Origin of the sequence: Knoellia tibetensis, from assembly GCF_048606415.1 — a bacterium.
In the GTDB taxonomy this organism is placed as follows: Bacteria; Actinomycetota; Actinomycetes; order Actinomycetales; family Dermatophilaceae; genus Knoellia; species Knoellia tibetensis.
Genome location: NZ_JBMBWF010000002.1, coordinates 270,596 through 293,316 on the forward strand (window position 1 = coordinate 270,596; position 22,721 = coordinate 293,316).

18 protein-coding genes are annotated in these 22,721 nt (G+C 71.4%); 9 read left to right on the plus strand and 9 right to left on the minus strand.

The window, feature by feature from the left end; translation table 11 throughout:
- Positions 1–9: 9 nt before the first annotated feature.
- Entirely contained in the window at positions 10–2,124 is a 2,115-nt protein-coding gene (gene uvrB / locus ACOJV7_RS13135; RefSeq protein ID WP_420190655.1) for an excinuclease ABC subunit UvrB, read from the minus strand.
- 112 nt (positions 2,125–2,236) lie between these two features.
- Here uvrB and ACOJV7_RS13140 point away from each other — a divergent pair, with 112 nt between their 5' ends.
- On the plus strand, positions 2,237–3,286 hold the full coding sequence (locus tag ACOJV7_RS13140) for a Gfo/Idh/MocA family protein (RefSeq protein ID WP_420190656.1): 1,050 nt from the start codon (positions 2,237–2,239) through the stop codon (positions 3,284–3,286).
- On the opposite strand, the gene coaE is transcribed toward ACOJV7_RS13140, so the two are convergent.
- Positions 3,271–4,446 (minus strand): dephospho-CoA kinase, encoded by a 1,176-nt coding sequence (gene coaE, locus ACOJV7_RS13145; RefSeq protein WP_420190657.1) that lies wholly within the window; start codon positions 4,444–4,446, stop codon positions 3,271–3,273. The genes ACOJV7_RS13140 and coaE overlap by 16 nt on opposite strands.
- 35 nt (positions 4,447–4,481) lie before the next feature.
- Here coaE and ACOJV7_RS13150 point away from each other — a divergent pair, with 35 nt between their 5' ends.
- The 6 genes from ACOJV7_RS13150 to ACOJV7_RS13175 all read left to right on the plus strand — a co-directional run bounded on the left by ACOJV7_RS13150 (position 4,482) and on the right by ACOJV7_RS13175 (position 11,044).
- On the plus strand, positions 4,482–5,300 hold the full coding sequence (locus tag ACOJV7_RS13150) for a sensor histidine kinase (RefSeq protein ID WP_420190658.1): 819 nt from the start codon (positions 4,482–4,484) through the stop codon (positions 5,298–5,300).
- The gene (locus ACOJV7_RS13155; protein WP_420190659.1) at positions 5,297–6,007 is read left to right on the plus strand and encodes a response regulator transcription factor; all 711 of its coding nucleotides are present in this window, start codon (positions 5,297–5,299) and stop codon (positions 6,005–6,007) included. Before ACOJV7_RS13150 ends, ACOJV7_RS13155 begins: the two co-directional genes overlap by 4 nt.
- A 133-nt stretch (positions 6,008–6,140) precedes the next feature.
- On the plus strand, positions 6,141–7,226 hold the full coding sequence (locus ACOJV7_RS13160) for an ABC transporter substrate-binding protein (protein ID WP_420190660.1): 1,086 nt from the start codon (positions 6,141–6,143) through the stop codon (positions 7,224–7,226).
- A gap of 10 nt (positions 7,227–7,236) precedes the next feature.
- Complete coding sequence (locus tag ACOJV7_RS13165; protein ID WP_420190662.1) at positions 7,237–8,979, plus strand: ABC transporter permease; 1,743 nt, start codon at positions 7,237–7,239, stop codon at positions 8,977–8,979.
- A gap of 20 nt (positions 8,980–8,999) precedes the next feature.
- Positions 9,000–10,163: an ABC transporter ATP-binding protein gene (locus tag ACOJV7_RS13170; protein ID WP_420190663.1), complete on the plus strand. Its 1,164-nt coding sequence runs from the start codon at positions 9,000–9,002 to the stop codon at positions 10,161–10,163.
- Between the two features lie 71 nt (positions 10,164–10,234).
- A complete protein-coding gene (locus ACOJV7_RS13175; protein ID WP_420190664.1) occupies positions 10,235–11,044 on the plus strand; it encodes an inositol monophosphatase family protein in 810 nt (269 codons plus the stop codon).
- On the opposite strand, the gene ACOJV7_RS13180 is transcribed toward ACOJV7_RS13175, so the two are convergent.
- The 4 genes from ACOJV7_RS13180 to rpsA form a co-directional block, all read right to left on the minus strand.
- On the minus strand, positions 11,041–11,508 hold the full coding sequence (locus tag ACOJV7_RS13180) for a PPOX class F420-dependent oxidoreductase (RefSeq protein WP_420190665.1): 468 nt from the start codon (positions 11,506–11,508) through the stop codon (positions 11,041–11,043). The two genes, ACOJV7_RS13175 and ACOJV7_RS13180, sit on opposite strands and share 4 nt — an antisense overlap.
- Before the next feature lie 38 nt (positions 11,509–11,546).
- The gene (locus ACOJV7_RS13185; protein ID WP_420190666.1) at positions 11,547–12,497 is read right to left on the minus strand and encodes a hypothetical protein; all 951 of its coding nucleotides are present in this window, start codon (positions 12,495–12,497) and stop codon (positions 11,547–11,549) included.
- Positions 12,494–13,006 (minus strand): SigE family RNA polymerase sigma factor, encoded by a 513-nt coding sequence (locus tag ACOJV7_RS13190; protein WP_420190667.1) that lies wholly within the window; start codon positions 13,004–13,006, stop codon positions 12,494–12,496. Before ACOJV7_RS13190 ends, ACOJV7_RS13185 begins: the two co-directional genes overlap by 4 nt.
- Positions 13,007–13,184: 178 nt before the next feature.
- Positions 13,185–14,687 carry a 30S ribosomal protein S1 gene (gene rpsA, locus ACOJV7_RS13195; RefSeq protein WP_420190668.1) on the minus strand — a complete coding sequence of 501 codons (1,503 nt, stop codon included), beginning with the start codon at positions 14,685–14,687 and terminating at the stop codon, positions 13,185–13,187.
- A gap of 148 nt (positions 14,688–14,835) precedes the next feature.
- On the opposite strand from rpsA, the gene ACOJV7_RS13200 reads away from it, so the two are divergent.
- Complete coding sequence (locus ACOJV7_RS13200) at positions 14,836–15,642, plus strand: class I SAM-dependent methyltransferase (protein ID WP_420190669.1); 807 nt, start codon at positions 14,836–14,838, stop codon at positions 15,640–15,642.
- A gap of 91 nt (positions 15,643–15,733) precedes the next feature.
- On the opposite strand, the gene ACOJV7_RS13205 is transcribed toward ACOJV7_RS13200, so the two are convergent.
- Positions 15,734–16,735: a PorA family protein gene (locus tag ACOJV7_RS13205; protein ID WP_420190670.1), complete on the minus strand. Its 1,002-nt coding sequence runs from the start codon at positions 16,733–16,735 to the stop codon at positions 15,734–15,736.
- 116 nt (positions 16,736–16,851) lie between these two features.
- Here ACOJV7_RS13205 and ACOJV7_RS13210 point away from each other — a divergent pair, with 116 nt between their 5' ends.
- A complete protein-coding gene (locus ACOJV7_RS13210; protein ID WP_420190671.1) occupies positions 16,852–18,075 on the plus strand; it encodes an acyltransferase family protein in 1,224 nt (407 codons plus the stop codon).
- On the opposite strand, the gene ACOJV7_RS13215 is transcribed toward ACOJV7_RS13210, so the two are convergent.
- Together ACOJV7_RS13215 and ACOJV7_RS13220 are read right to left on the minus strand one after the other, a co-directional pair.
- Complete coding sequence (locus tag ACOJV7_RS13215) at positions 17,959–22,014, minus strand: alpha-(1->3)-arabinofuranosyltransferase domain-containing protein (RefSeq protein ID WP_420190672.1); 4,056 nt, start codon at positions 22,012–22,014, stop codon at positions 17,959–17,961. The genes ACOJV7_RS13210 and ACOJV7_RS13215 overlap by 117 nt on opposite strands.
- Positions 22,011–22,700 (minus strand): class I SAM-dependent methyltransferase, encoded by a 690-nt coding sequence (locus ACOJV7_RS13220; RefSeq protein WP_420190673.1) that lies wholly within the window; start codon positions 22,698–22,700, stop codon positions 22,011–22,013. Before ACOJV7_RS13220 ends, ACOJV7_RS13215 begins: the two co-directional genes overlap by 4 nt.
- Positions 22,701–22,721 lie beyond the last annotated feature (21 nt).

Genomic DNA, 22,721 nt, shown 5'->3' on the forward strand with positions numbered 1-22,721 from the left:
GCACCGAGCTCACTTCGTCGCCTCGCTCATCTGGCGGAGCTCCTTCTTGAGGTCGCCCAGCTCGTCGCGCAGTCGGGCTGCGAGCTCGAAGTGCAGGTCGGCCGCGGCCTGGTGCATCTGGGTCGTGAGCTCCTGGATGAGGTTGGCGAGGTCGCCCGCCGCCATGCCCGCGAGCCGGTCCGTGCCCACGGTGACGGCGTCGGCGGCCAGCGCTCCCCGACCACCACGGCCACCGTCGGACTTGCCGCGGGAACGCGACCGCCCCGAGCCGAGAAGGGCCTCGGTGTCGGCGTCCTCACGCTCGAGCATGTCGGTGATGTCGGCGATCTTCTTGCGCAGCGGCTGCGGGTCGATGCCTCGCTCGGTGTTGTAGGCGATCTGCTTCTCGCGACGTCGGGAGGTCTCGTCGACGGCCTGGGCCATCGACGGGGTGATCTTGTCGGCATACATGTGGACCTGACCCGACACGTTGCGCGCGGCTCGACCGATCGTCTGGATGAGCGAGCGAGAGGACCGGAGAAAGCCCTCCTTGTCGGCGTCGAGGATCGAGACGAGCGAGACCTCGGGCAGGTCGAGGCCCTCACGGAGGAGGTTGATGCCGACGAGGACGTCGAACTCGCCCAACCTCAGCTCGCGGAGCAGCTCGACCCGGCGGAGGGTGTCGATGTCGGAGTGCAGGTAGCGGACCCGCACCCCCTTGTCGAGGAGGTAGTCGGTGAGGTCCTCGGCCATCTTCTTCGTGAGCGTGGTGACGAGGACGCGCTCGTCCTTCGCGGCCCGCTCGTTGATCTCGTGGAGCAGGTCGTCGATCTGGCCCTTGGTCGGCTTGAGGACGATCTCGGGGTCGATGAGCCCCGTCGGGCGGATGATCTGCTCGACGACGCCGTCGGCCTGCGCGAGCTCGTAGTTGCCCGGCGTCGCGGAGAGGTAGACGGTCTGCCCGATCCGCTCGAGGAACTCCTCCCACTTGAGCGGGCGGTTGTCCATCGCCGACGGGAGCCGGAAGCCGTGGTCGACGAGGGTCCGCTTGCGCGACATGTCGCCTTCGTACATCGCCCCGATCTGCGGCACGGTGACGTGCGACTCGTCGAGGACGAGGAGAAAGTCCTCTGGGAAGTAGTCGAGGAGGCAGTTCGGCGCCGAGCCGGCGGTGCGGCCGTCGAGGTGCATCGAGTAGTTCTCGATGCCCGAGCACGACCCGACCTGTCGCATCATCTCGATGTCGTAGGTCGTGCGCATCCGCAGCCGCTGGGCCTCGAGCATCTTCCCCTGGCTCTCGAACGTCTTGAGCTGCTCCTCGAGCTCGTGCTCGATGCCCGCGATGGCACGCTCCATGCGCTCGGTGCCGGCGACGTAGTGCGACGCCGGGAAGACGTACATCTCGGTCTCCTCGCGCACGACCTCACCGGTGAGCGGGTGGAGCGTGTAGATCTTGTCGACCTCGTCGCCGAAGAACTCGATGCGGACCGCGAGCTCCTCGTACATGGGGATGATCTCGACGGTGTCGCCACGAACCCGGAACGTGCCGCGGGTGAAGGCGAGGTCGTTGCGTGTGTACTGCATCTGCACGAAGCGCCGCAGCAGCTCGTCGCGGTCGAGCTCGTCGCCGATGCGCAGCTGGACCATCTTGTCGACGTACTCCTGCGGCGTGCCGAGGCCGTAGATGCACGACACGGACGCCACGACGATGACGTCGCGCCGGGTGAGCAGCGAGTTCGTCGCCGAGTGCCGGAGCCGCTCGACCTCGTCGTTGATCGAGGAGTCCTTCTCGATGTAGGTGTCCGTCTGCGGGACGTAGGCCTCGGGCTGGTAGTAGTCGTAGTAGCTGACGAAGTACTCGACGGCGTTGTGGGGCAGCAGCTCGCGGAACTCGTTGGCCAGCTGGGCGGCGAGGGTCTTGTTGGGCGCCATGACGAGCGTCGGGCGCTGCACCTGCTCGACGAGCCACGCCGTCGTCGCCGACTTGCCGGTGCCGGTGGCACCGAGGAGCACGACGTTCTGCTCGCCACGGTCGACGCGCTCGGCGAGGTCCTTGATCGCGGCCGGCTGGTCACCGGCCGGCTCGAACTCGGAGACGACCTTGAACGGCGCGACCGTGCGCTTGAGGTCGGTGGTGGGACGCATACCGACACGGTATGCCGTGCCACCGACAGACGTTCACCCGCAACGTCCGGTGAGTGGACGGCATACCCACCACAGTTGCGGACGCCAGCAGGAGGTGCGGGAGGATGAGCCGGTGACCCTCACCGCGCTTCCCGCCCCCCGCACTCCCGACCCGCGCTCGGCCCCCAGCCTGCGCTGGGGCGTCCTCGGACCCGGCTACATCGCCCGCGAGATGGCCGCCGCGCTCCGTGCCGAGACCGGCCAGGTCCTCCAGGCGGTGGCCTCGCGCGACGTGGCGCGCGCGCAGGCGTTCGCGGACGACTTCGGGGTGCACACGGCATACGGGTCCTACGAGGAGCTGGTCGCGGACCCGGACGTCGACATCGTCTACGTCGCGACGCCGCACTCCGAGCACCACGCGCAGGCGATGCTCGCGCTCGGCGCCGGCAAGCCCGTGCTCGTCGAGAAGGCCTTCACCCGCAACGCCGCCGAGGCGCGCGAGGTGCTCGAGACCGCCGCCGACAAGGGCCTGCTCGCCCTCGAGGCCATGTGGACGCGCTTCCTGCCCGGCGTCGACGTCGTGCGCCAGTGCCTCGAGCAGGGCCTGCTGGGCCAGGTCGAGAACGTCTTCGCCGACCACGGCCAGCCGCTCTTCCCCAACGGCCCGCAGCGGCTGTCCGACCCGGCCCTCGCCGGCGGCGCGCTGCTCGACCTCGGCATCTATCCCACGTCGTTCGCATCGTTCGCGCTCGGCGGCATCGAGTCGGTCACGGCGAGCGGCCGCCTCACCGACGAGGGCGTCGACGCCGAGGAGACGATCCTCGTGACCGGCAGCAAGGGTGGTCGAGGCCTGCTCCACGCCACGATGACCTCGCGCACGCCGACGACGGCGAGCATCAACGGCACCGCGGGCCGGCTCGAGCTCGGCGACCCGGACGACCCGAACAACCGCTGGTACGCGCCCTCGCGGGTCCGCTTCGTCTCCCGTAACGCGGAGACGGAGGTCTCGTGGGAGCCCGAGAGCCGCGCCCACGGCCTGCACTTCGAGGCCTGCGAGGCCGCCCGGCTCGTCGACGCCGGCGAGACCGAGAGCCCGCTGCTCCCCGCGTCCGAGACGCTGCGCATCATGGAGGTCCTCGACGAGGTCCGCGCGCAGGTGGGGGTGCGCTACCCCGGCGAGTGAGCCACGTGGGCCAGGACCCGCTCGTGGACCGAGTCGAACCACGGCTCCTTGGCGAGGGCGTAGTCCGACGGTGCGAGGCCCTTGGCGAGCAGGTCCATCTTGAGCGCGGCGTACTCCTCGCGAGCCTCCGCGTCGGCGCGCAGCCAGTCGCGGAAGCCGAGCGCCCACGCGTAGCCCGGGCTGCCGACCTCGCGGACGTGCACGTGCGTGATCCGGCCGGGGTCGGCGCTGCCGTGGAACCGCTTGGGCCAGTCCTCGCCGTCCTTGCCGTTGTCGCGGGTCGTCCCGTCGACGCGGGGGAAACCACACCGCGCCAAGGCGTCGACGAACGCCCGCTCGTCGGCGTCGTCGAGGGACACGACGCCGACCTGGAGGTCGATGACGTCCTTGGCCGGCAGCCCGGGCACCGACGTCGACCCGATGTGCTCGACACTCACGGCCCGCTCCCCCAGCGCCCGCTCGAGCCGCGCGATGAGACGAGCCGCCTCCGCGACCCACTCCGCCCGCGGCTCACTGATCGTCAGGGCGTCGGGACGACGGACCCGTATGCCGTGCAGCAGGTTGTCGTTGAACGGCTCGAGCCGCTCGGCCCAGAGGCGTCGGACCTCGACCTCGAGCTGCTCGGGAGTCCCGTCGTTGTCGAGCCACACGTCGGCGGCGGCGCGCCGGGCGTCGTCGTCGGCCTGCGCGGCGATGCGGGAGCGCGCGTCCTTCTCGCTCATCCCCCGGTCGCGGACGAGCCGGGTGAGGCGCTCGTCCTCGTCGGCCCCGACGACGACGACGAGGTGGTAGTCGGCACCCATCGACTTCTCGACGACGAGCGGCATGTCGTGGACGAGGACGGCGTCGTTGGGTGCCTGCTCGAGCAGCTCGGCCGTCCGTCTCCAGATGGCCGGGTGGGTGATGGACTCGAGGTCGGCCAGAGCGGCCGCGTCGCCGAAGACGACGCGCCCGAGGGCGGGTCGGTCGAGGGATCCGTCCTCGCCGAAGACGTCGTCGCCGAACCGGTCGCGGATCGCCGCGAGTGCCGGCTCCCCCGGCTCGACGACCTCGCGGGCCACGGCGTCGGCGTCGACGACGACCGCCCCGAGGTCGGCCAGCGTCCGGGCGACCGTCGACTTGCCGGACCCGATCCCGCCGGTGAGACCCACGCGCAGCATGGGGTCAACGTACCCGGCGTCGTAGGGTCGCCCTCATGATCTCGGCCCTCGGGGCGGGTCTCGTCGTGACGGGGCTCGTGACGCTCGCACTCGCGTGGTGGGTCGTGCGGCTGCGAGCGGCGTTGCGGCGCAGCGGCCACGAGATCGCGCGCCTGCAGGGGGTGGCCCTGCGCCGCGCGGACCAGGTCTCGGTGCTCAGCCACGAGGTGCGCACCCCGCTGGCCCTCATCAAGGGGTCCGCCGACCTGCTCGCCGAGCAGACCCCGGGCCCGCTGACGACGACCCAGGCCAAGTTCGTCGACACGATCTCGGGCAGCGCCGACCATGTCATCGAGCTGGCCGAGGACATGCTCACCCACGCCCGGATCGAGGCCGGGCTCTTCGAGGTCCACCTGCGCCAAGTGGAGCTGCGCGCCTACCTGCGCTCGGTCGTGCGCGAGCTGCGTCAGGTGCACCGCCACCGCGCCATCGCCCTCGACGCCCCCGGGCCGCCCACCCGGGTCCACCTCGACCCGCAGCTCATCCAGCAGCTCGTGAGCAACCTCGTGGCCAACGCCCTGCGCCACGACGACCGCGTCGACAACGCCGTCGTCGTCCGCGGCCACACCGCCGACGGCAACGTCATCCTCGCCATCAGCGACGAGGGTCGCGGCATGAGCGAGGAGGAGCGCTCGCGGCTCTTCGCCCGGTTCTCGAGCAGCGCCCCCATCGGGGAGGGCACGGGGCTGGGGCTCTACATCTCCGCGCACATCGCCGAGCTCCACGGAGGTCGCATCCTCGTCGACACGATCGCGCAGCACGGGACGACGATGCTCGTCGCCTTCCCCGCCGGCGAGGACAAGGGGCGCGCATGAGCGAGCCGGTGTGGCGAGCCCTCGTCGTCGAGGACGAGCCGGCGATGCGCGACATCATCACGTTCGCCCTCGAGACGCAGGACTTCGCGACGGTGACGGCCGGCACGGCCGAGGCGGGCTGGACCGTCGTGTCCGAGCAGCAGGTCGACCTCGTCGTCCTCGACGTCATGCTTCCCGGCATGTCGGGCATCGAGCTGTGCCGCCGGATCACGTCGACGAAGGGGGTCCCGGTCATCCTCCTCACCGCGCTCGGCGAGACGTCGCAGCGCATCGCCGGGCTCGAGGCGGGCGCCTCCGACTACGTCACCAAGCCCTTCCACCCGCGCGAGCTGGCCCTGCGCGCCGCGGGCCTCGTGCGGAGGTCTCCCAGGCGGGAGGGGGCGGTGGCCCAGTCCGGTCCGGTGACGCTCGACCTGCGCAGCGCGACGGCATACGTCGGAGGGAAGCGGGCGGACCTCACACCGCACGAGTACCGCCTCCTCGCGGCGCTCGTCACCCACCCCGACGAGGACCTGCCCTTCCGGCAGCTGCTCCTGCTCGGCTGGGGCGACGCGCAGCCGCTCGGCGGCAGGGAGCTGCTCAAGACCGCGGTCTACCGGCTGCGTCTCAAGCTCGAGGCGGTGGACCCGTCCGCCCAGGGCTGCATCACGAGCGTGCGCGGGGTCGGCTACCGCTACTCCAGCGGCCCCGGGGACGACCGCGGCTGACCCGGGTGTCGGTCACAGGATGGTGACCGTTCGGCGCCCGTGTCGTGACCGACGGCCTTGATCACGCGGCCTAGTGTCGGCCCGCAGCAGGCCGTGGCGTCACGGTCGGCCTTTGACAAAGGAGTCAACCGCCATGTCCCGTTCCCGCACCTCCGCCCTCCTCCTGGCGCTCCCGCTGGGGCTGACCGCGCTCCTCGCCGCCTGCGCGGTCGAGGAGCCGTCGAGCTCGGACCCGTCGAGCAGCTCCGGCTCCGGGTCGACCAAGGGCACCGGCGAGGTCGTCGTCGCGTGCACCCCCCAGGAGGAGCAGTGCCAGGCGATGGCGGCGGCCTTCACCAAGGCCTCCGGCATCAAGACCTCGTTCGTCCGCATGAGCTCGGGCGAGGGCGTCGCCCGCCTCGACGCCGCGAAGAGCAAGCCCGAGTTCGACGTCCTCTACGGGGGACCGTCCGACGGTCACGTGGCCGCCTTCAACGCCGGCCTCATCGAGGCCTACAAGAGCCCGAACGCCGAGAAGATCCCGGAGAAGTACAAGGACGCGGAGGGCAAGTGGACCGGCACCTACGTCGGTGTCCTCGGCTTCTGCTCCAACAAGGACCAGCTCGCGAAGGCCGGCGCCGGCGCACCGGAGTCGTGGGCCCAGCTGCTCGACCCCAAGCTCAAGAAGCAGGTCGCCATCGCCCACCCGTCGACGTCGGGCACGTCCTACACCGCGGTGTGGACGCAGATGGTCCTCAACGGCATGGACGAGGCCAAGACGTTCGACTACCTCGGCAAGCTCCACCAGAACGTCCTGCAGTACTCCAAGAGCGGCTCCGCCCCGGGCCAGATGGCCGGGCGCGGTGAGGTCGCCGTCGGCGTGATCTTCAGCCACGACTGCGTGAAGTACCAGAAGGAGGGCTTCGACATGCTCGAGGTCACCTTCCCGAGCGAGGGCACGGGCTACGAGATCGGCGCCGTGTCGATGGTCAAGGGCGGCCCGAACGCGGAGAACGCGAAGAAGTTCATCGACTGGACGCTCACCCCCGAGCACCAGGACATCGGCCCGACGGTCGGCAGCTTCCAGATCCCGACCAACCCCGACGCCAAGATCACCGAGGACATGGTCAAGCTCGACGAGATCAAGCTCGTCGAGTACGACTCGATCGCCGCCGGTGAGAAGAAGAAGGCACTCACCGCGAAGTTCGACGCCGAGGTCGCGCCCGCTCCCAAGGAGTGACGGCGAACCCATGACCGCCACGCTGCTGCCCGCGGCCGCGGACCCGGTCGGGGTGGGCGAGAGCCCGCCCCGACCCCGCCGCCGCTCCGGGCGGGACCTCACCCTCGTCGCGCTCGTGACGGCGGTCTCGGTCCTCCTCTTCGTCATCGTCGGGCTCCCCCTGCTGCGCATCCTCACGGTGGCGTTCTCCCCGGAGGGGTGGGAGATCGTCAGCTCGATGCTCACCAACGCGGTCAACCGCCGGATCCTGTGGAACACCGTCCAGCTCGGCGTCATCGTGGCGCTGCTCGGCACGTTCGTCGGGTTCGTCATGGCCTACGCCCAGGTGCGGCTGAAGTTCCGGGGCAAGAAGCTCCTGCACCTCGTGTCGCTCATGCCGATCGTGTCGCCGCCGTTCGCCGTCGCCACCGCGGCCATCACGATGTTCGGGCGCAACGGGATCGTCAGCAACAAGCTCTTCGGCCTCGAGATCGACATCTACGGGCTCAAGGGCCTCGTCTTCGTCCTCACGCTGTCGTTCTTCCCCGTGGCCTACATGAACCTCAAGGGGATGCTCGAGAGCCTCGACCCCAGCCTCGACGAGGCCGCGTCCAACCTCGGGGCGAGCAAGCTGAAGATCTTCACCTCGGTGACGCTCCCCATGCTGGTGCCGGGCATCGCCGGCTCGTTCCTCCTGCTCTTCGTCGAGTCGATCGCCGACCTCGCCAACCCGCTCGTTCTCGGCGGCGACTACACCGTCCTCGCGTCGCGGGCCTACCTCGCGGTGACGGGTGAGTACAACGTCGCCGGCGGCGCGGCATACTCGCTCGTCCTCCTCGTCCCGGCACTGAGCGTGTTCCTCGTCCAGCGCTACTGGGTCAGCCGCAAGAACGTCGTCACCGTGACCGGGAAGCCGTCGGGCACACCGGAGCTCATCACTGCACCGGCGCTGCGGGTCCCGATCCTGTCGCTCGCCGTCGTCGTCGCCGGGCTCGTCGTCCTCATGTATGCGACGGTCATCTTCGGCGGGTTCGTCAAGATCTTCGGCGTCAACAACGACTTCACGCTCGCGCACTACCGGTTCGTCCTCGCGGGCATCGGCTCGGACGCGATGTTCACGACGACCCTCCTCGCGCTCATCGCGACCCCCATCGCGGGGCTCCTCGGCATGCTCATCGCCTGGCTCGTCGTGAGCAAGCTCAAGCGCACGTCGGGCCTCATGGACTTCGTCGGCATGCTCGGCCTCTCGGTGCCGGGCACGGTCATCGGCATCGGCTACGCCATTGCCTTCAACACCCCGACGATCTTCGCCGGGCGGCAGTGGTTCCCAGCGGTGGCCGGCGGCTCGGCGATCCTCGGTGGCGCCATGGCGATCGTCATGGTCTTCGTCGCGCGCTCCCTGCCCTCGGGCCAGCGCGCCGGGATCTCCGCGCTCCAGCAGATCAACCCGGCCATCGACGAGGCGTCGACCAGCCTGGGCGCGAGCAGCTTCACAACGTTCCGCAAGGTCACGCTGCCGCTCATCCGGCCCGCGCTCCTGTCGGGCCTCACCTATGCGTTCGCCCGGTCGATGACGACCCTGTCACCGATCGTCTTCATCACGACGCCCCAGACGAAGATCATGACGAGCCAGATCCTCGCCGAGGTCGACGCCGGTCGCTTCGGCAATGCCTTCGCCTACTGCGCCATCCTCATCGTCATCGTGCTCGGCTTCATCGGGCTGCTCAACCTCGCGATGCTCCACCCCTCGATCCGCGGCATCCAACGCCGATGACCGCCACCTCGGAGAGTGCCATGACCCACGACACCACCCTCGCCGACGACAGCCTCGGCTCCGCGCCGGACACCCTGGCGACGGCCACCCCCGGGCGCGTCACCCTGCGCGGCCTGCGCAAGGTCTACGGCGAGGACAAGAACGCCACCCCGGCGGTGCGCGACGTCGACCTCGACATCGAGCCCGGCGAGTTCATCACCCTCCTCGGGCCGTCGGGGTGCGGCAAGACGACGACGCTGCGCATGATCGCCGGGTTCGAGACGCCGACCGCCGGTGAGATCCGCCTGGACGACGACCTGCTCAACAAGGTCGCCCCCAACAAGCGGCCGATGGCGATGGTCTTCCAGTCCTACGCCCTCTTCCCACACCTCACCGTCTTCGACAACGTCGCCTACGGCCTCAAGCTCAAGAAGATGCCGTCGGCCCGGGTCGCCGAGGAGGTGGAGACCGCGCTGACGTCGATGAACCTCGGGCCCTACCGCGACCGGGCACCGCACCAGATGTCCGGTGGCCAGCAGCAGCGCGTGGCGCTCGCCCGCGCCCTCGTCATGCGGCCCAGGGTGCTGCTCTTCGACGAGCCGCTGTCGAACCTCGACGCCAAGCTGCGGGTGCAGATGCGTGGGGAGATCCGCCGGCTCCAGCGCCGCCTGGGCATCACGGCGGTCTTCGTCACCCACGACCAGGACGAGGCGATGACGATGTCGGACCGCATCGTCGTCATGAACGTCGGAGTCATCGAGCAGGTCGACACCCCGCAGGAGATCTACCGGCACCCGGCGACGGTCTTCGTGGCCGACTTCATCGGTCGCGCCAACTTCCTCGACGTCGACGTGCACAGCGTCGAGGACGGGCACGCGGAGGTCGGCGTGCTCGGCAAGCGGTGGACCGTGCCCAAGCACCCCGGCGTCGACGTCGACGAGCCGGTGACCCTGCTCGTCCGCCCGGAGTCGGTGCGCCTCTCCCCCACCGAGTCCCGCTCCGTCGGTGGGTCCGTCGGCCGGGTCCTCTCGTCGATGTTCTACGGCGAGTCGATCGAGTACGACATCGAGACCGAGGCGGGCAACCTCGTCGTCTCGGTGGCCGACCCGCATGCGCACGAGACCTTCGGCGCCGGCGACTTCCTCGACGTCGGCTTCGAGGAGGGGCGCGCCTGGCTCATGCCGGTCGGCGGCGAGCCGCAGTGACGTCCGGTCAGGCCGGCACGGCCGGAACCGCCGGCACGGCAGCCATCACGGAGTCGGTCCATCTCCGCGAGGTGGCTGAACACGTCGCGGGCGAGGCGACGGCATACCTCATGTCCGTCTTCCGGAAGCCGATGGCGGTCGAGCACAAGGGCGGGCCGCACGACCTCGTCACCGAGCACGACCACGCGTCGGAGCGCATCCTGCGCGACGGCCTCCGGCGCGCCGTGCCCGACAGCGGAGTGGTCGGCGAGGAGGGAGGCAGCAGCGGCTCCGGACGGGTCACGTGGCACGTCGACCCCATCGACGGCACGGTCAACTTCAGCCACGGCCTCGCCCACTGGTGCGTGTCGATCGCCGCGGCCGTCGAGGGCGAGGTCGTCGCCGGCGTCGTCGCCGCCCCGGCCCTTGGGGAGGTGTATGCCGCGGACCTCACCGGAGTGACAGTCAACGGCTGGCCTGCGGGCCCCCGAAGGCTCGAGCGCGAGCTCGACAGTCTCGTCATCGGGACCTTCCCTCGCGGTGTCGACCTCGAGGCGAACGGGGACGACGCGCTCGTCGAGAGCGGGCGGCTCGTCCGGGCCTACGGCGCGGTGCGCACGCTCGGCAGCGGCGCACTCGGCCTGGCCCACGTCGCCACGGGCCGCGCGGACGCGACCTTCGACCTCCACACGAGCTCGTGGGACGTCGCCGCGGGCGCCCTCATGGTGCGGCTCGGCGGTGGTCGCTACCTCGGCTGCGACGACGACGGCGTCATCGACGAGGACCCGCGCACGTCGTGGCTGCGGCGTGCCTACTGGGCGACGGCCTCGGACGTCGAGCACCCGACCCTGGCCGCGACGGTCACCCGGTTGACCCGGAGCAGCCGGTCCTCCGGCGCCTAGCCGTCGGCGAGCCGCGCGGGGAAGCCGCCGGTCGCCACCGGACCCCAACGGGTCGGCGTGATGCGGAGCAGCGACTTGCCCTGCTCGCGCATCGCCTGCCTGTACTCGTCCCAGTCGGGGTGCTCGCCGGAGATGCAGCGGTAGTAGTCGACGAGCGCGTCGGCCGCCTCCGGCATGTCGATGACCTCGCAGTCCCCGTCGACCTGAACCCAGGCGTCGCCGAAGTCGTCGGAGAGCACCATGACGCTCACCCGCGGGTTGCGCCGGGCGTTGGCGGTCTTGGCGCGCTCGGGATAGGTGGAGATGACGATGCGCCCCTGCTCGTCGACGCCACCGGTGACCGGCGACGCCTGCGGGCGCCCGTCGCGACGGGTCGTGAGCAGCACCATGTGGTGGCGGGGTCGGACGAAGTCGAGCAGGGCTTCGAGGTCGACGTCGGTGTTCGTCGCGATGGTGCGTGCCATGGAGCCACTCTCGCACGGGGCGGCTCCGCGGCACCGCGTCACGTCCGACAGCCCTGCTCGGTGAGCCCGCACCCCAGCTGGGGGTAGACGTGCTCGACCGACGGTCGCGCCGCCCGGAGGAGAGCGGGATCCACGCGGTCGGTGCGGGTGAAGGAACCGGACGCCCCAGACAGCGTGACGGCGCTGCCGGACCGGACCGCGAGGACGACCGACCCGCCGCTCACAGAGGTGTCGTTCGGGAACCAGCTCAGGGCCAGGCCATCGCTCCACGGACCGCTCAGCCCCTCGACGATCCCGCGCATGGCGCCGTCGGTCGTCGTGTCGCAGGCGCGGCTCTGGGCCCGCAGGTCGTTCATGAAGGCGGCGGCGTCGGCTGCGCTGGCGAAGAACTGGTAGACCTCGCGGTCGGCGCGGCCCTCGACAGCCGCCGTGGCACGCGCCTCGTAGGCGTAGGCGTTGCGCGCCCCGGCGGTCGGGAAGATGTCGGCCCCACAGGCTCCCGCGAAGGTGTTGGTGCGGGCCCAGGAGCCGGCGTGCAGCAGCGTGACGGGGCGCTGGACCTCCGGGGCCGGGCCGCTGGTGGACGGCAGCGGCACGCTGGGCGACGGGTCCGGGGTGGGGTTGAGCACGGGAACGGACGAGGGGCTCGCCGTGGGCACCGACGGCGACACCGACGACGAGGGCGTGGAGGAGGGACTCGCCGTCGGCGACCCGGTCGGCGTGACGACGGGTGTCGTCTCGACCACGGTCGGGGTCGGTGAGGGCGACGCCGGCAGGGCGTCGTCCCGCCCGATCCCGTCGCCGACGGCCAGCGCGCCGACCCCGATGACGCCCACCGCGGCCGCCGCGGCGAGACCCACGGCCCACCGGCGCCGGCGACGGCGCGCCACTCCCTGCTCGATGATCCTGTCGGCCAGCCCGGGCACGGCCGGCGACGGCTCCACGGCGTGCAGCCGGGCGCGCAGCTCGTCCTCGCGGATGGGGCTCATGACAACCTTCCTTCTCCCACTCGCTGCGAGCCCAGACGGGCCAGGGCTCGCGAGCACGTGGACTTCACGGTGCCGACGGAGATCTCGAGCTCCTCGGCGACCTGGCGCTCGGTCAGGTCGAGGTAGTAGCGCAGGACGATGATGGAGCGCTCCCGGGCGGTGAGCCCGGCGAGCTCGGAGACGATGTCGTCGCGGTGGTCGACCGTCGCGTAGGCACGCGACGCGGCGCCGCTGGCGCGGTCGTCCGCCAGGTCCCCCAGCACCGGCTCGAGGTGGCGCCGCCGCCACCGGTCGGTGTTGAGGTTGACGAGGGTCCTGCGGGTGTAGGCGTAGGCCCCCTCGGGACGCACCTTGTCCCAGTGCAGGTAGGTGCGGATGAGCGCCTCCTGCACGAGGTCCTCGGCGGTGGAGCGGTTGCCGGTGAGCAACACCGCCACCCGCGACAGCCGAGGCTGCGCGCCCTCGACGAACGCCGTGAAGTCGGCGTCCGCGCTCCCCGACGATCGCACGCCGGTCCCCCTTCGTCGATGTCCTGCTGACACCCATCCACACGACGTCCGGCGCCGGAAGGTTGTGTCCGGCGCCGGAGGAATCCTCGCGCATCCGGACAGGCCGAAGGCCCGGCCCCGCAGAGGGGACCGGGCCTTCGGTCGTCGCGTCACGGCATACGAGCGTATGCCGGTCGGCTCAGTTGCCGGTGAGCTTCTCGCGCAGCGCGGCGAGGGCCTCGTCGGAGGCGAGGGTGCCCTCGTTGGCCGGCGGGGCGGCCGGACGCGAGCCCGTGCCCTCGTCGTCGGACGAGGACGAGGCGGAGTCGCTGCTGTAGGAGGTGGCGGTGTCGCCACCGGCAGCGGCCTCGGCGTCGGCCTTGGCGGCCTCCTCGACCTGCGAGCGGTGAGCCTCCCAGCGGGCGTGGGCCTCGGCGTACTGCTTCTCCCAGGTCTCACGCTGCTTCTCGTAGCCCTCGAGCCACTCGTTGGTCTCGGAGTCGAAGCCCTCGGGGTACTTGTAGTTGCCCTGCTCGTCGTACTCCGCGGCCATGCCGTAGAGGGTCGGGTCGAACTCGACCTGGCCCGCGCCGTCCTCGTTGGCCTGCTTGAGCGAGAGCGAGATGCGACGACGCTCGAGGTCGATGTCGATGACCTTGACGAAGATGTCGGCGCCGACGGTGACGACCTGCTCCGGCAGCTCCACGTGGCGCTCGGCCAGCTCGGAGATGTGGACGAGGCCCTCGATGCCGTCCTCGACGCGCACGAACGCACCGAACGGGACGAGCTTGGTGACCTTGCCGGGGACGACCTGGCCGATGGCGTGGGTCCGGGCGAAGTGCTGCCACGGGTCCTCCTGCGTCGCCTTCAGCGACAGGGAGACACGCTCGCGGTCCATGTCGACGTCGAGCACCTCGACGGTGACCTCGTCGCCGACCTCGACGACCTCGGACGGGTGGTCGATGTGCTTCCAGGAGAGCTCCGAGACGTGGACGAGACCGTCGACGCCGCCGAGGTCCACGAACGCACCGAAGTTGACGATGGAGGACACGACGCCCGAACGGACCTGGCCCTTCAGGAGCTCCTTGAGGAACGTCGTGCGCACCTCGGACTGCGTCTGCTCGAGCCAGGCACGGCGCGACAGGACCACGTTGTTGCGGTTCTTGTCGAGCTCGATGATCTTGGCCTCGATCTCCTTGCCGACGTAGGGCTGGAGGTCGCGGACGCGACGCATCTCGACGAGGGAGGCGGGGAGGAAGCCACGCAGGCCGATGTCGAGGATGAGGCCACCCTTGACGACCTCGATGACGGTGCCGGTGACGACGCCGTCCTCCTCCTTGACCTTCTCGATCGTGCCCCAGGCGCGCTCGTACTGAGCCCGCTTCTTGGACAGGATGAGGCGGCCTTCCTTGTCCTCCTTCTGGAGAACGAGGGCTTCGACCTCGTCGCCGACCTTGACGACCTCGTTGGGGTCGATGTCGTGCTTGATGGAGAGCTCACGCGAGGGGATGACACCCTCGGTCTTGTAGCCGATGTCGAGCAGAACCTCATCGCGGTCGACCTTGACGATGCGGCCTTCGACGATGTCTCCGTCGTTGAAGTGCTTGATCGTCGCGTCGATGGCGGCGAGAAGGTCTTCCTCAGAGCCGATGTCGTTGATGGCGATCTGAGGGGCGGTCTTGGCGACCGTGCTGGCAGTCATGTAGTAGGAACTCCGTTGTGGACAGATGGATTCGATGGGGTGGAACTCGGTGTTCGTGCCGCGTCCTTGAGCCCGTGAGGGCATGCGTGAACGCACACGAATGCTCGTCCAGACTACCGACCCTGTCCGACCACGGTCAAAGCGGGGTATGCCGGTGAACGAGGACGTCGGCCGCCGCACCGCCGGGACCGGCGAGACCCAGGCGGCCAACCGGGCCTGGTGGGACGGCGAGGCCACGGACTACTACGCCGAGCACGGCGCCTTCCTCGGCGACGACGACCTCGTCTGGGGACCCGAGGGCTGGACAGAGGAGAACCTCGGGCTGCTCGGCGCCACCGCGGGTCAGCGGATCCTGGAGATCGGCGCGGGCGCCGGCCAGGGCGCGCGGTGGCTGCAGCGCACGCAGGACGTGTCGGTCGTGGCCACCGACCTCTCGATCGGCATGCTCCGCGTCGGCTCCGAGGTGAGCGCCCGGACCGGTGTCGCTCCCCCGTTGCTCCAGTGCGACGCCCTCGCCCTCCCCTTCGGTGACGGGGTGTTCGACACGGTCTTCACGGCATACGGGGTCGTGCCGTTCGTCGCGGACAGCGCGGCCGTCATGGCCGAGGTGGCGCGGGTGCTGCGCCCCGGTGGGCGGTTCGTGTTCTCGACGACGCACCCGATCCGGTGGGCCTTCCCCGACGACCCCACCGAGGCGGGGCTCGTGGCGCGGCTCAGCTACTTCGACCGGACGCCCTACGTCGAGTCCGGGGCCGACGGGCGCGCGACCTACGTCGAGCACCACCGGACGATGGGCGACCGGGTCCGCGAGGTCGTCGCGGCCGGGCTGCTGCTCGACGACGTCGTCGAGCCCGAGTGGCCGGCCGACAACACCGAGACGTGGGGCGGGTGGTCGCCGACGCGGGGGGCCGTGATCCCCGGCACCGCGATCTTCGTGTGCCGCCGACCTGCCTGACCAGCTTGAGGCGCCGCGACGGCCGACACATGCGGGAGGCCCCGCCGACCGTCTCGGTCCGCGGGGCCTCCCGTTCTGTGCGTCGTGCGCGTCAGCGGCCTCGAACGTCCGCGCGGCTGCGCGTCGCGTCGTTGTCGTTGTCGCCGAAGACGTCGAGGTCGTCACGACCGGCATATGTGGGCTCGCCGCCGTCGCCGTCACGTCGGGTCCGTACGTCGCCACCGTCGTTGCCACGGGCGCCGTTCCAGAGGAAGAAGCCGACCGCGGCCGCGATGAGGCCGAGGATGCCCGCGATGAGCGGCAGCTTCTCGACGAGGCCGAGCTTGCTGTCGTTGGCCTTCGCGTCCTCGACGTTGGCCTTGATGGTCTCCTCGGTGAAGCCGAAGTCGAGGTCGAGGACCGTGGTGCCGCTCTCGAGGACACGCTTCTGCTGCTCGGTCTGCTTCTGGATCGCGCCGGTCCGCGGGTCGACCCACATCGTCTTGAGCGACGAGTAGGTGCCCTGGATGCCGTTGGAGATCTCGGCCGGTTCGTCGTTGACGTCGATGACGAACTTGTAGGTGTTCCAGCCGTTGACCTTCTCCTCGCCCTCGAAGTTCGCCTCGACGGCGCGCTTGAGCAGGCCGTCCCAGAACGGGTAGGTCTTCTTCTCGACGCCGAACGGGAACTTGTTGACGAGGCCCTCGTGCGGCGTGGCGTCGCCGATGTACTTCTCGTCGTTGACCGACAGGCCGGTCTTGCGGTCCGTCGCGAAGCGGTCGGTCGACGCGGTGACGAGGCGCTTGTCCGGGTCGGTGTCGTCGACGCAGTCGGGCGAGTCGCCGTTCGGGTTGGTGATGAGGCAGGTGAAGGTGTCGAAGACGACGACGTCACCGTCGGACTTGGCGCCGTCGGCGACCGTGTGGCTCAGGGCCTTGACGGGCGCGCCGTCACCGGACGGCAGCGCGGAGGCCTCTCCCGTGAGACGGGTGTAGGAGTCGGTGTCGAGCGGGGTCTTCTTGACCTGGCCGGGCACGTAGATCAACGCCAGCAGCGCGGTGGTGACGAGGAAGCCGGCAAGGCCCATCAGCACCAGACCGATGATTCTGCGCATCAGTGGGACACCTTTGTCTCAAGGGTGGGGAGGACGTTCGGGGGGACACTACCAGCCGGTACGGCTTTCCTGCCGTACCTCGGGTGTGACACGTCACTCGCCTACGCTTCCCTGTCATGAGCACCGGTGCGCCCGCGGCAGCGCACGTCCCCGCGCGCCTTCAGGTGCTGCCCGCCCTCGACGGTCTCCGCGGGGTCGCGGCCGGCCTCGTCGTGCTCACCCACGCGGCCTTTCTCACGGGCGTCGGGACGACCGGTGGGCTCGCCGGACACCTCCTCGCGCGTGGCGACTTCGGGGTGTCGATCTTCTTCGCCCTCTCCGGCTTCCTGCTGCACCGGGGCCTGGCCCACCACCTCGAGCACACCGGTCGCGTCGACGCACTCGGCTACGCGGCACGACGGTTCGCCCGGGTCGTGCCCGCCTACTGGCTCGCCCTCGCCGCCGTGGTTGTCGCCACCCGACCGGACGTCGGGAACACGGTCCTGCACGCCCTCGCGCTGCACATCTACGTCCCCGACGCCGTCATCGCGTCCTTCGGCCAGTCGTGGAGCATCGCGACCGAGATCAGCTTCTATGCCGCACTCCCCCTCGTCGTCGTCCTCCTCGAGCGGCTGCGCCGCGGTCACCCCTCCCGGCCCTTGACCGTTCTCGTCGCCGCGCTCGTCGTCACGTCGCTGCTCCCGCTCCTCACCGCTCCCGCCGAGTTCGGCGAGGACCTGCTGCTCGAGCGCTGGCTGCCGTGGCGCGCACCGCACTTCCTCCTCGGCATGGTCTGTGCGGAGGCGCTGCGCGTGCCGGGCCACCGTGTCGCGCGTGGGCTGACGCGTCTCGCGCGCGACCCGGTCGGGTGCCTCGCCGTGGCCGCGGCGGCCTACCTCGCGTCGACGACGCCCATCGCGGGCTCGCTCACGCTCGACCCGGCGCACGGCGTCGCACTGCTCCTGCGCACCGGTCTCGCCACGCTCGTCGCCGCCGCCCTCCTCGTGCCCCTCGCCCTCGGCTCGCCCTCCGGCCTCTCACGAGTGCTGTCGCGCCCCGCCGCGCGCTGGCTCGGCGTCGTGAGCTACGGCGTCTTCCTCTGGCACCTCCCGGTCCTCACAGCCGTGTATGCCGTGACGGGCGCCGAGTTCTTCCGCGGCGGCCTGCTGCCCCTCCTGGCCGTGGGGGTGCCTGTGAGCCTGCTGCTCGGCTTTCTCAGCCACCAGCTCGTCGAGGTGCCGGCCTCACGCCTCACGTCGCGGCTGCTCGCCCACCGCCGCGAGCGCCGCGAGCGTGACGACCGCGACGAGCACGACCCGGAGCGCCCCCTCGAGGACCGCGGGGCCCAGGCTGCCGGGTGACACCACCGCCTGGGCGACGCCGCACGCAAGGACTCCGGCTGCGACCGTGAGGGCCGCGGGCCGGGCACCCGTGGCGCGGCGGCGGCCACCGCGACCGAGCGCATGGGCCGCGAGGACGCCCGCGAGCGCCGCGCCGGCGCCTGCGGGCCCGGCGACGAGGGTCCCGGCGAGGACCGCGGCAGCGCTGAGGACCACGGCAGGGGTGCGTCGCGTGGGACGTGCGGCCTCGTCGCGGGCGTCCACGAGTACGCCGACCGTGACCGTGGTGGGGCGACGCAGCGCGATGAGGGCGGTGAGCCCCAGGCCCGCGGCGAGGGCGAGCCCGAGCAGCAGCAGAGCACGGTAGGCGCCGTCGGGACCGAAGGAGATGCTGAGCTCTCCGGATGCTCCCGCCGGCACGACGAACGCCTGGCGTCGCCCGTCGACGACCTGCGGCCGCAGCTCCGTGCCAGCGACCCGGGCGACCCAGCCGGCGTTGGCGTTCTGGTCGAGGACGAGGAGCCTCGCCCCGTCGGAGGGGGTGATCGTGGCGATCCACCCCGAGCCCGACGTGGCGGCGGCGACGGACGTCGGCGTGGCGGTCCTCGGGGCGCCTTGCCCTTCCATGCGAAGCACCGCCGACCGAGCGGTGAGGCCCTGCCAGGCCCCCACCTCGACCGCGTGCCGGCGACGGTCGTCGAACCGCACGGGCTCGCAGGCGCTCCACGTGCCCGCGCCGAGGCCGAAGAGCTGGTCCCGCGTCACGGAGGCACGCGTCGGCACCTCCCTGCCGTCGACGACGAGCCGCGGTCCGCTGCCGCAGGTGGCCTCGACGGCGTCGCGCGGCGCCCGGAAGGTCGTCCCGGCCAGGTCGACGGCCTCGAGCTCGAGCGCGGCGTTGGGCAGGGCGTCGTCGTCGGTGGTCGGGACCCGGACGAAGGTCAGCCGCAGCGAGGTGCCCGTCGTCGGGGGGATCTCGACGACGCCTCCGGGCTGGACGCGGCGGGTGACCTCCTTGCCACCGATGTCGAGGACGACGGCCGGGGCGGCCCGCTCGGCCCAGTCGCGTCGTGCCTGGAGGCGCACGGTCGACACCGTCACCGGGCGGTCGAACTCGAGGAGGACCTCGGGGGTCTCGTCATCGAAGGCCGGGCTCCAGGCGGTGCGGTCGTCACCGTCGACGAGGGCGTCCGGGCGTGCCTGCGGCGCGTCGGTCCGGACGCTGCTCGTCGTGACGACGACCCCTGGCGAGGACGTCAGGGCCGGCGCCGCACCCGCGCCCCGGGGGGCGAGCGTCCCCCGGACGTCCCACTCCCCCGGCCGCTCTCCTGAGAATGAGCGCACGAGCGACCCGGTCTGCTCGGGGTCGGCCGACTGCCCTGAGAGACATACGAACTCGGCGTCGGTGCTCGTGCAGCCGTCACGCCCCGGCAGGCCTGATCCGAGGACGACAGCCGAGGTGTCCCTCGGTGCGTCCGCACCGTCGGGCAGGTCCACGACCTCGCGAGGCGCCACCCCGGGGATGGTCAGCTCGGCGAGGCCGGTGACGACCCGGCCCGGGGCGTCCTCCTCGGTCTCGAGGATCTCGACGCGCACGCTCGAGTGCGGGCCGGCGGGCAGGTCCACCCTCTGGGGGCCGACGCCGAGGGTGGCTTCCACGTGGGCGTCGTCCGCACTGACGCGCACGCGCGTCGGACGGCGCACGCTGTCACCGAGGCTGCTCACCGGGCCGAGCCCGGTGAGCACGACGTGGTCGAAGGACACGGGTTCGGAGAGGTCGACCGTGAGGGTCGGGCGCTCGTCCCACATGGCCGCCCAGCCGGTGCCCGGGTCGCCGTCGAGAGCGGCGAAGGGACGTCGCGCCGGCCGGAGACCGGCGAACCCGAGGTCCTCGGCAACCGACGACGACGCTCCGACGTCGGCGATGCCGGTGTAGGTCACGGACGACTGCAGCGACCTGTCGGTCCACGGCAGGTAGTCCGGCACGTCGCGCCCGCGCGCCGCCGTGAGCGTCGGTGTGAGGTCCTGGCCGCGGGGCGCCCCGAACCACCGCTCGCGCAGGCGAAGGCCGTCGGTGTCGACCCGGGTCGCGGGGGTGGGTGTCGCGTTCGTGCGGTCACCGTCGAAGACGACGGGGCCGGTGAGGAGACCAGCGTCGGCCAGCCGGACGAGGTCCTCGCTGGCGCCGGACGCTCCGACCGCAGCGGCGACGTCCCAGAGCTCGAGCGAGGCGGACGCCGCGACGGGCAGGTCGTAGACCTCGACAGGGAAGACCCGCTCCCCCGTGGCGTCGAGGAAGGTCGGTCCGAAGCCCTTGGCGAGCGTGACCCCGGTGGTGGCCCGGACCGAGGAGCGTGCGAACGCGACCGGCGGCTGGCCGGACTCGTTGGTCGCGAGGTCGTTGCGGACGACGAGGTGCTTGATGCCGGCTCGGGCGAGGACCTCGACTCCGCCGTCGAGCCCTCTGCCCGTCTGGAGGCGCCGCTCGATCTCGTCGAGGAGGCGGATCGTCCCGGCGGGTGCGAGCGGTACGGCGTCGCGGACGGCATACGAGGCTCGGGTGAGGGGGCGGAGCGGTTCGTCGATGGTCCGTCCCCACTGGTACTCGCCGAAGTTCGCCGCGGGGACGACGAGAGCCTGCCCTTCGCCTCGCTGCGCGCCGAGCCAGCGCCCCGTGTCGACCCAGTGCTGCGGCATCCGTTCGAAGGTGCCCCGGACGGCGATGGCTCCGGTGAAGCCCGGGGCCGCGGCCGCGACGACGGTGACGACGGCCGCGCCGAGGGCGAGCTGGCGGTGCCACCCCGCTCGTAGCCGCCACCCCGCGAGCAGGCCGAGGACGTGGGTCAGGCCCACCACGAGCGGCAGTCGCACGAGGAGGTCGACCTTGTGGACGTTGCGCAGCGGCGCGAGCGGACCGTCGAGCGCGGCCTGCGCGGTCCCGACGAGCGGCGAGGAGAGCGGCCCCGAGTGCGCCACGGTGAGCAGCACCCCGCCCAGCAGGAGGCTGGCCCACAGCCACCGCCGCTCGGGCACGTGCGCCGGTGCGAGACCGGCAAGGCCCAGGGCGGCGACGGCGGAGGTGAGGACGATGAGGATCGGGCTCGCCACCAGCTCGTGACCCGCCGGCCACCACGCGCCTCCGGGGGTGAGGACGTGCCCGAGCCAGTGCGTCGTGCCGCGGACGACGTCGAGCATCCCGACCGGTCGCATCACCGCCTGCGCGTTCTCGATCCAGTCGAGGAACGGGGGCGAGTAGCGCGACATGACGAGGAGCGGCCCGAGCCACCACGCCGTGGCGGCGACGATGGCGGCGGCCCAGGACCACGTGAGCCTCGAGCGCCACCACCGTCGCCGGGTCAGGAGCCACAGGCCGGCGGGCACGAGGGCGCAGAGCGTCGCCGTCGCGTTGACGCCGCCGCAGCACAGCGCGGCCACCCCGCTGAGCGATGCCGCCCGGGTCGTCGACAGCCGGCCGCGCGAGGCCGCGACGAGCGGCCAGAGGACAAGAGGCGCGAGCAGCTGCGGCTGGATCTCGGCGCTCAGCCCGGCGACCGACGACACGACCCGCGGGGCGAGGACGTAGGCGAGGGCACCGACGATCCTCGTGCGCGGCGTCCCGACCCCGAGGGCGCGGAGCAGGCCGAGCGTCCCGACGAAGCCGGCAGTGAGCAGCACGGTCCACCAGAGCCGCTGGACGACCCAGACCGGCGCGATCTCCGACCCGAGGGCGAAGAACGGTCCCATCGGGAAGAGGTAGCCATAGCCCTGGTTCGACAGGCCGCCCCAGGTGACCTGGGGATCCCACAGGTGCAGCGACCGCGCGAGGAAGCCCCACGGGTCGACGTAGAGGTCGTTCTTCGTGTCCTCGGCGATGCGGCCGGGCGTCACCGACCACGCCACGGCCCAGACGACGAGCAGGCCCGCTGCGGTGGCGGGGTCAGGGAGGCGGCGCCACCTCACGTGCGCCGGAGCACGAGCATGAGGTTCCAGCTGAGCACCTCACGCAGCCCGGGAACCTTGAGCAGCGGGTCGGCCCAGTCGGGGTGGTAGCGCGGCGCGGCCTCGACGAGCCGGGCTCCGGTCTGCCGCCTGGCCCAGTTGAGACCGCCCGCGACGGTGGCCGCGTGCATCGTCTCGCCGTAGCGGTTCTTGGGCGGGTGGCCGTGGACGCGCTCGTAGCGGCGACGCGCGTAGTGGCCACCGAGGAGGTGCCACGGCGAGGTCTCGTGGCCTCCCCACGGCGAGGCCCACGCGGTGTAGGAGATGAAGACGAGGCCGCCTGGCTTCGTCACGCGGAGCATCTCGTCGGCGAGCACGCCCGGCTGGGTCACGTGCTCCATGACGTTGTTGGACATGACGATGTCGGCGAATCCGTCCGGGAAGGGCAGGTTCTCGCCGCGCCCGACGACGGCCCCGTTGCCGGGCCCGGGGTTCAGCGACTCGCGCTCGAGGTCGACGGCGACGTAGCGGGCGCCGCGCTCGACGAACCGGCGGCCGAACTGCTCCTGCCCCGCGCCGACGTCGAGGACCGTCCGGCCCTCGAGGGGCTCGTGCCGGGTGATGAGGGTGATGGTGTCGTCGGCGACGTCGGTGTAGAACCGTTCTGGGTCCGTCTGCTCCACGAGGAACGAGCGGAACAGGTTCACCGACCTTGCTACTGTCCGGTA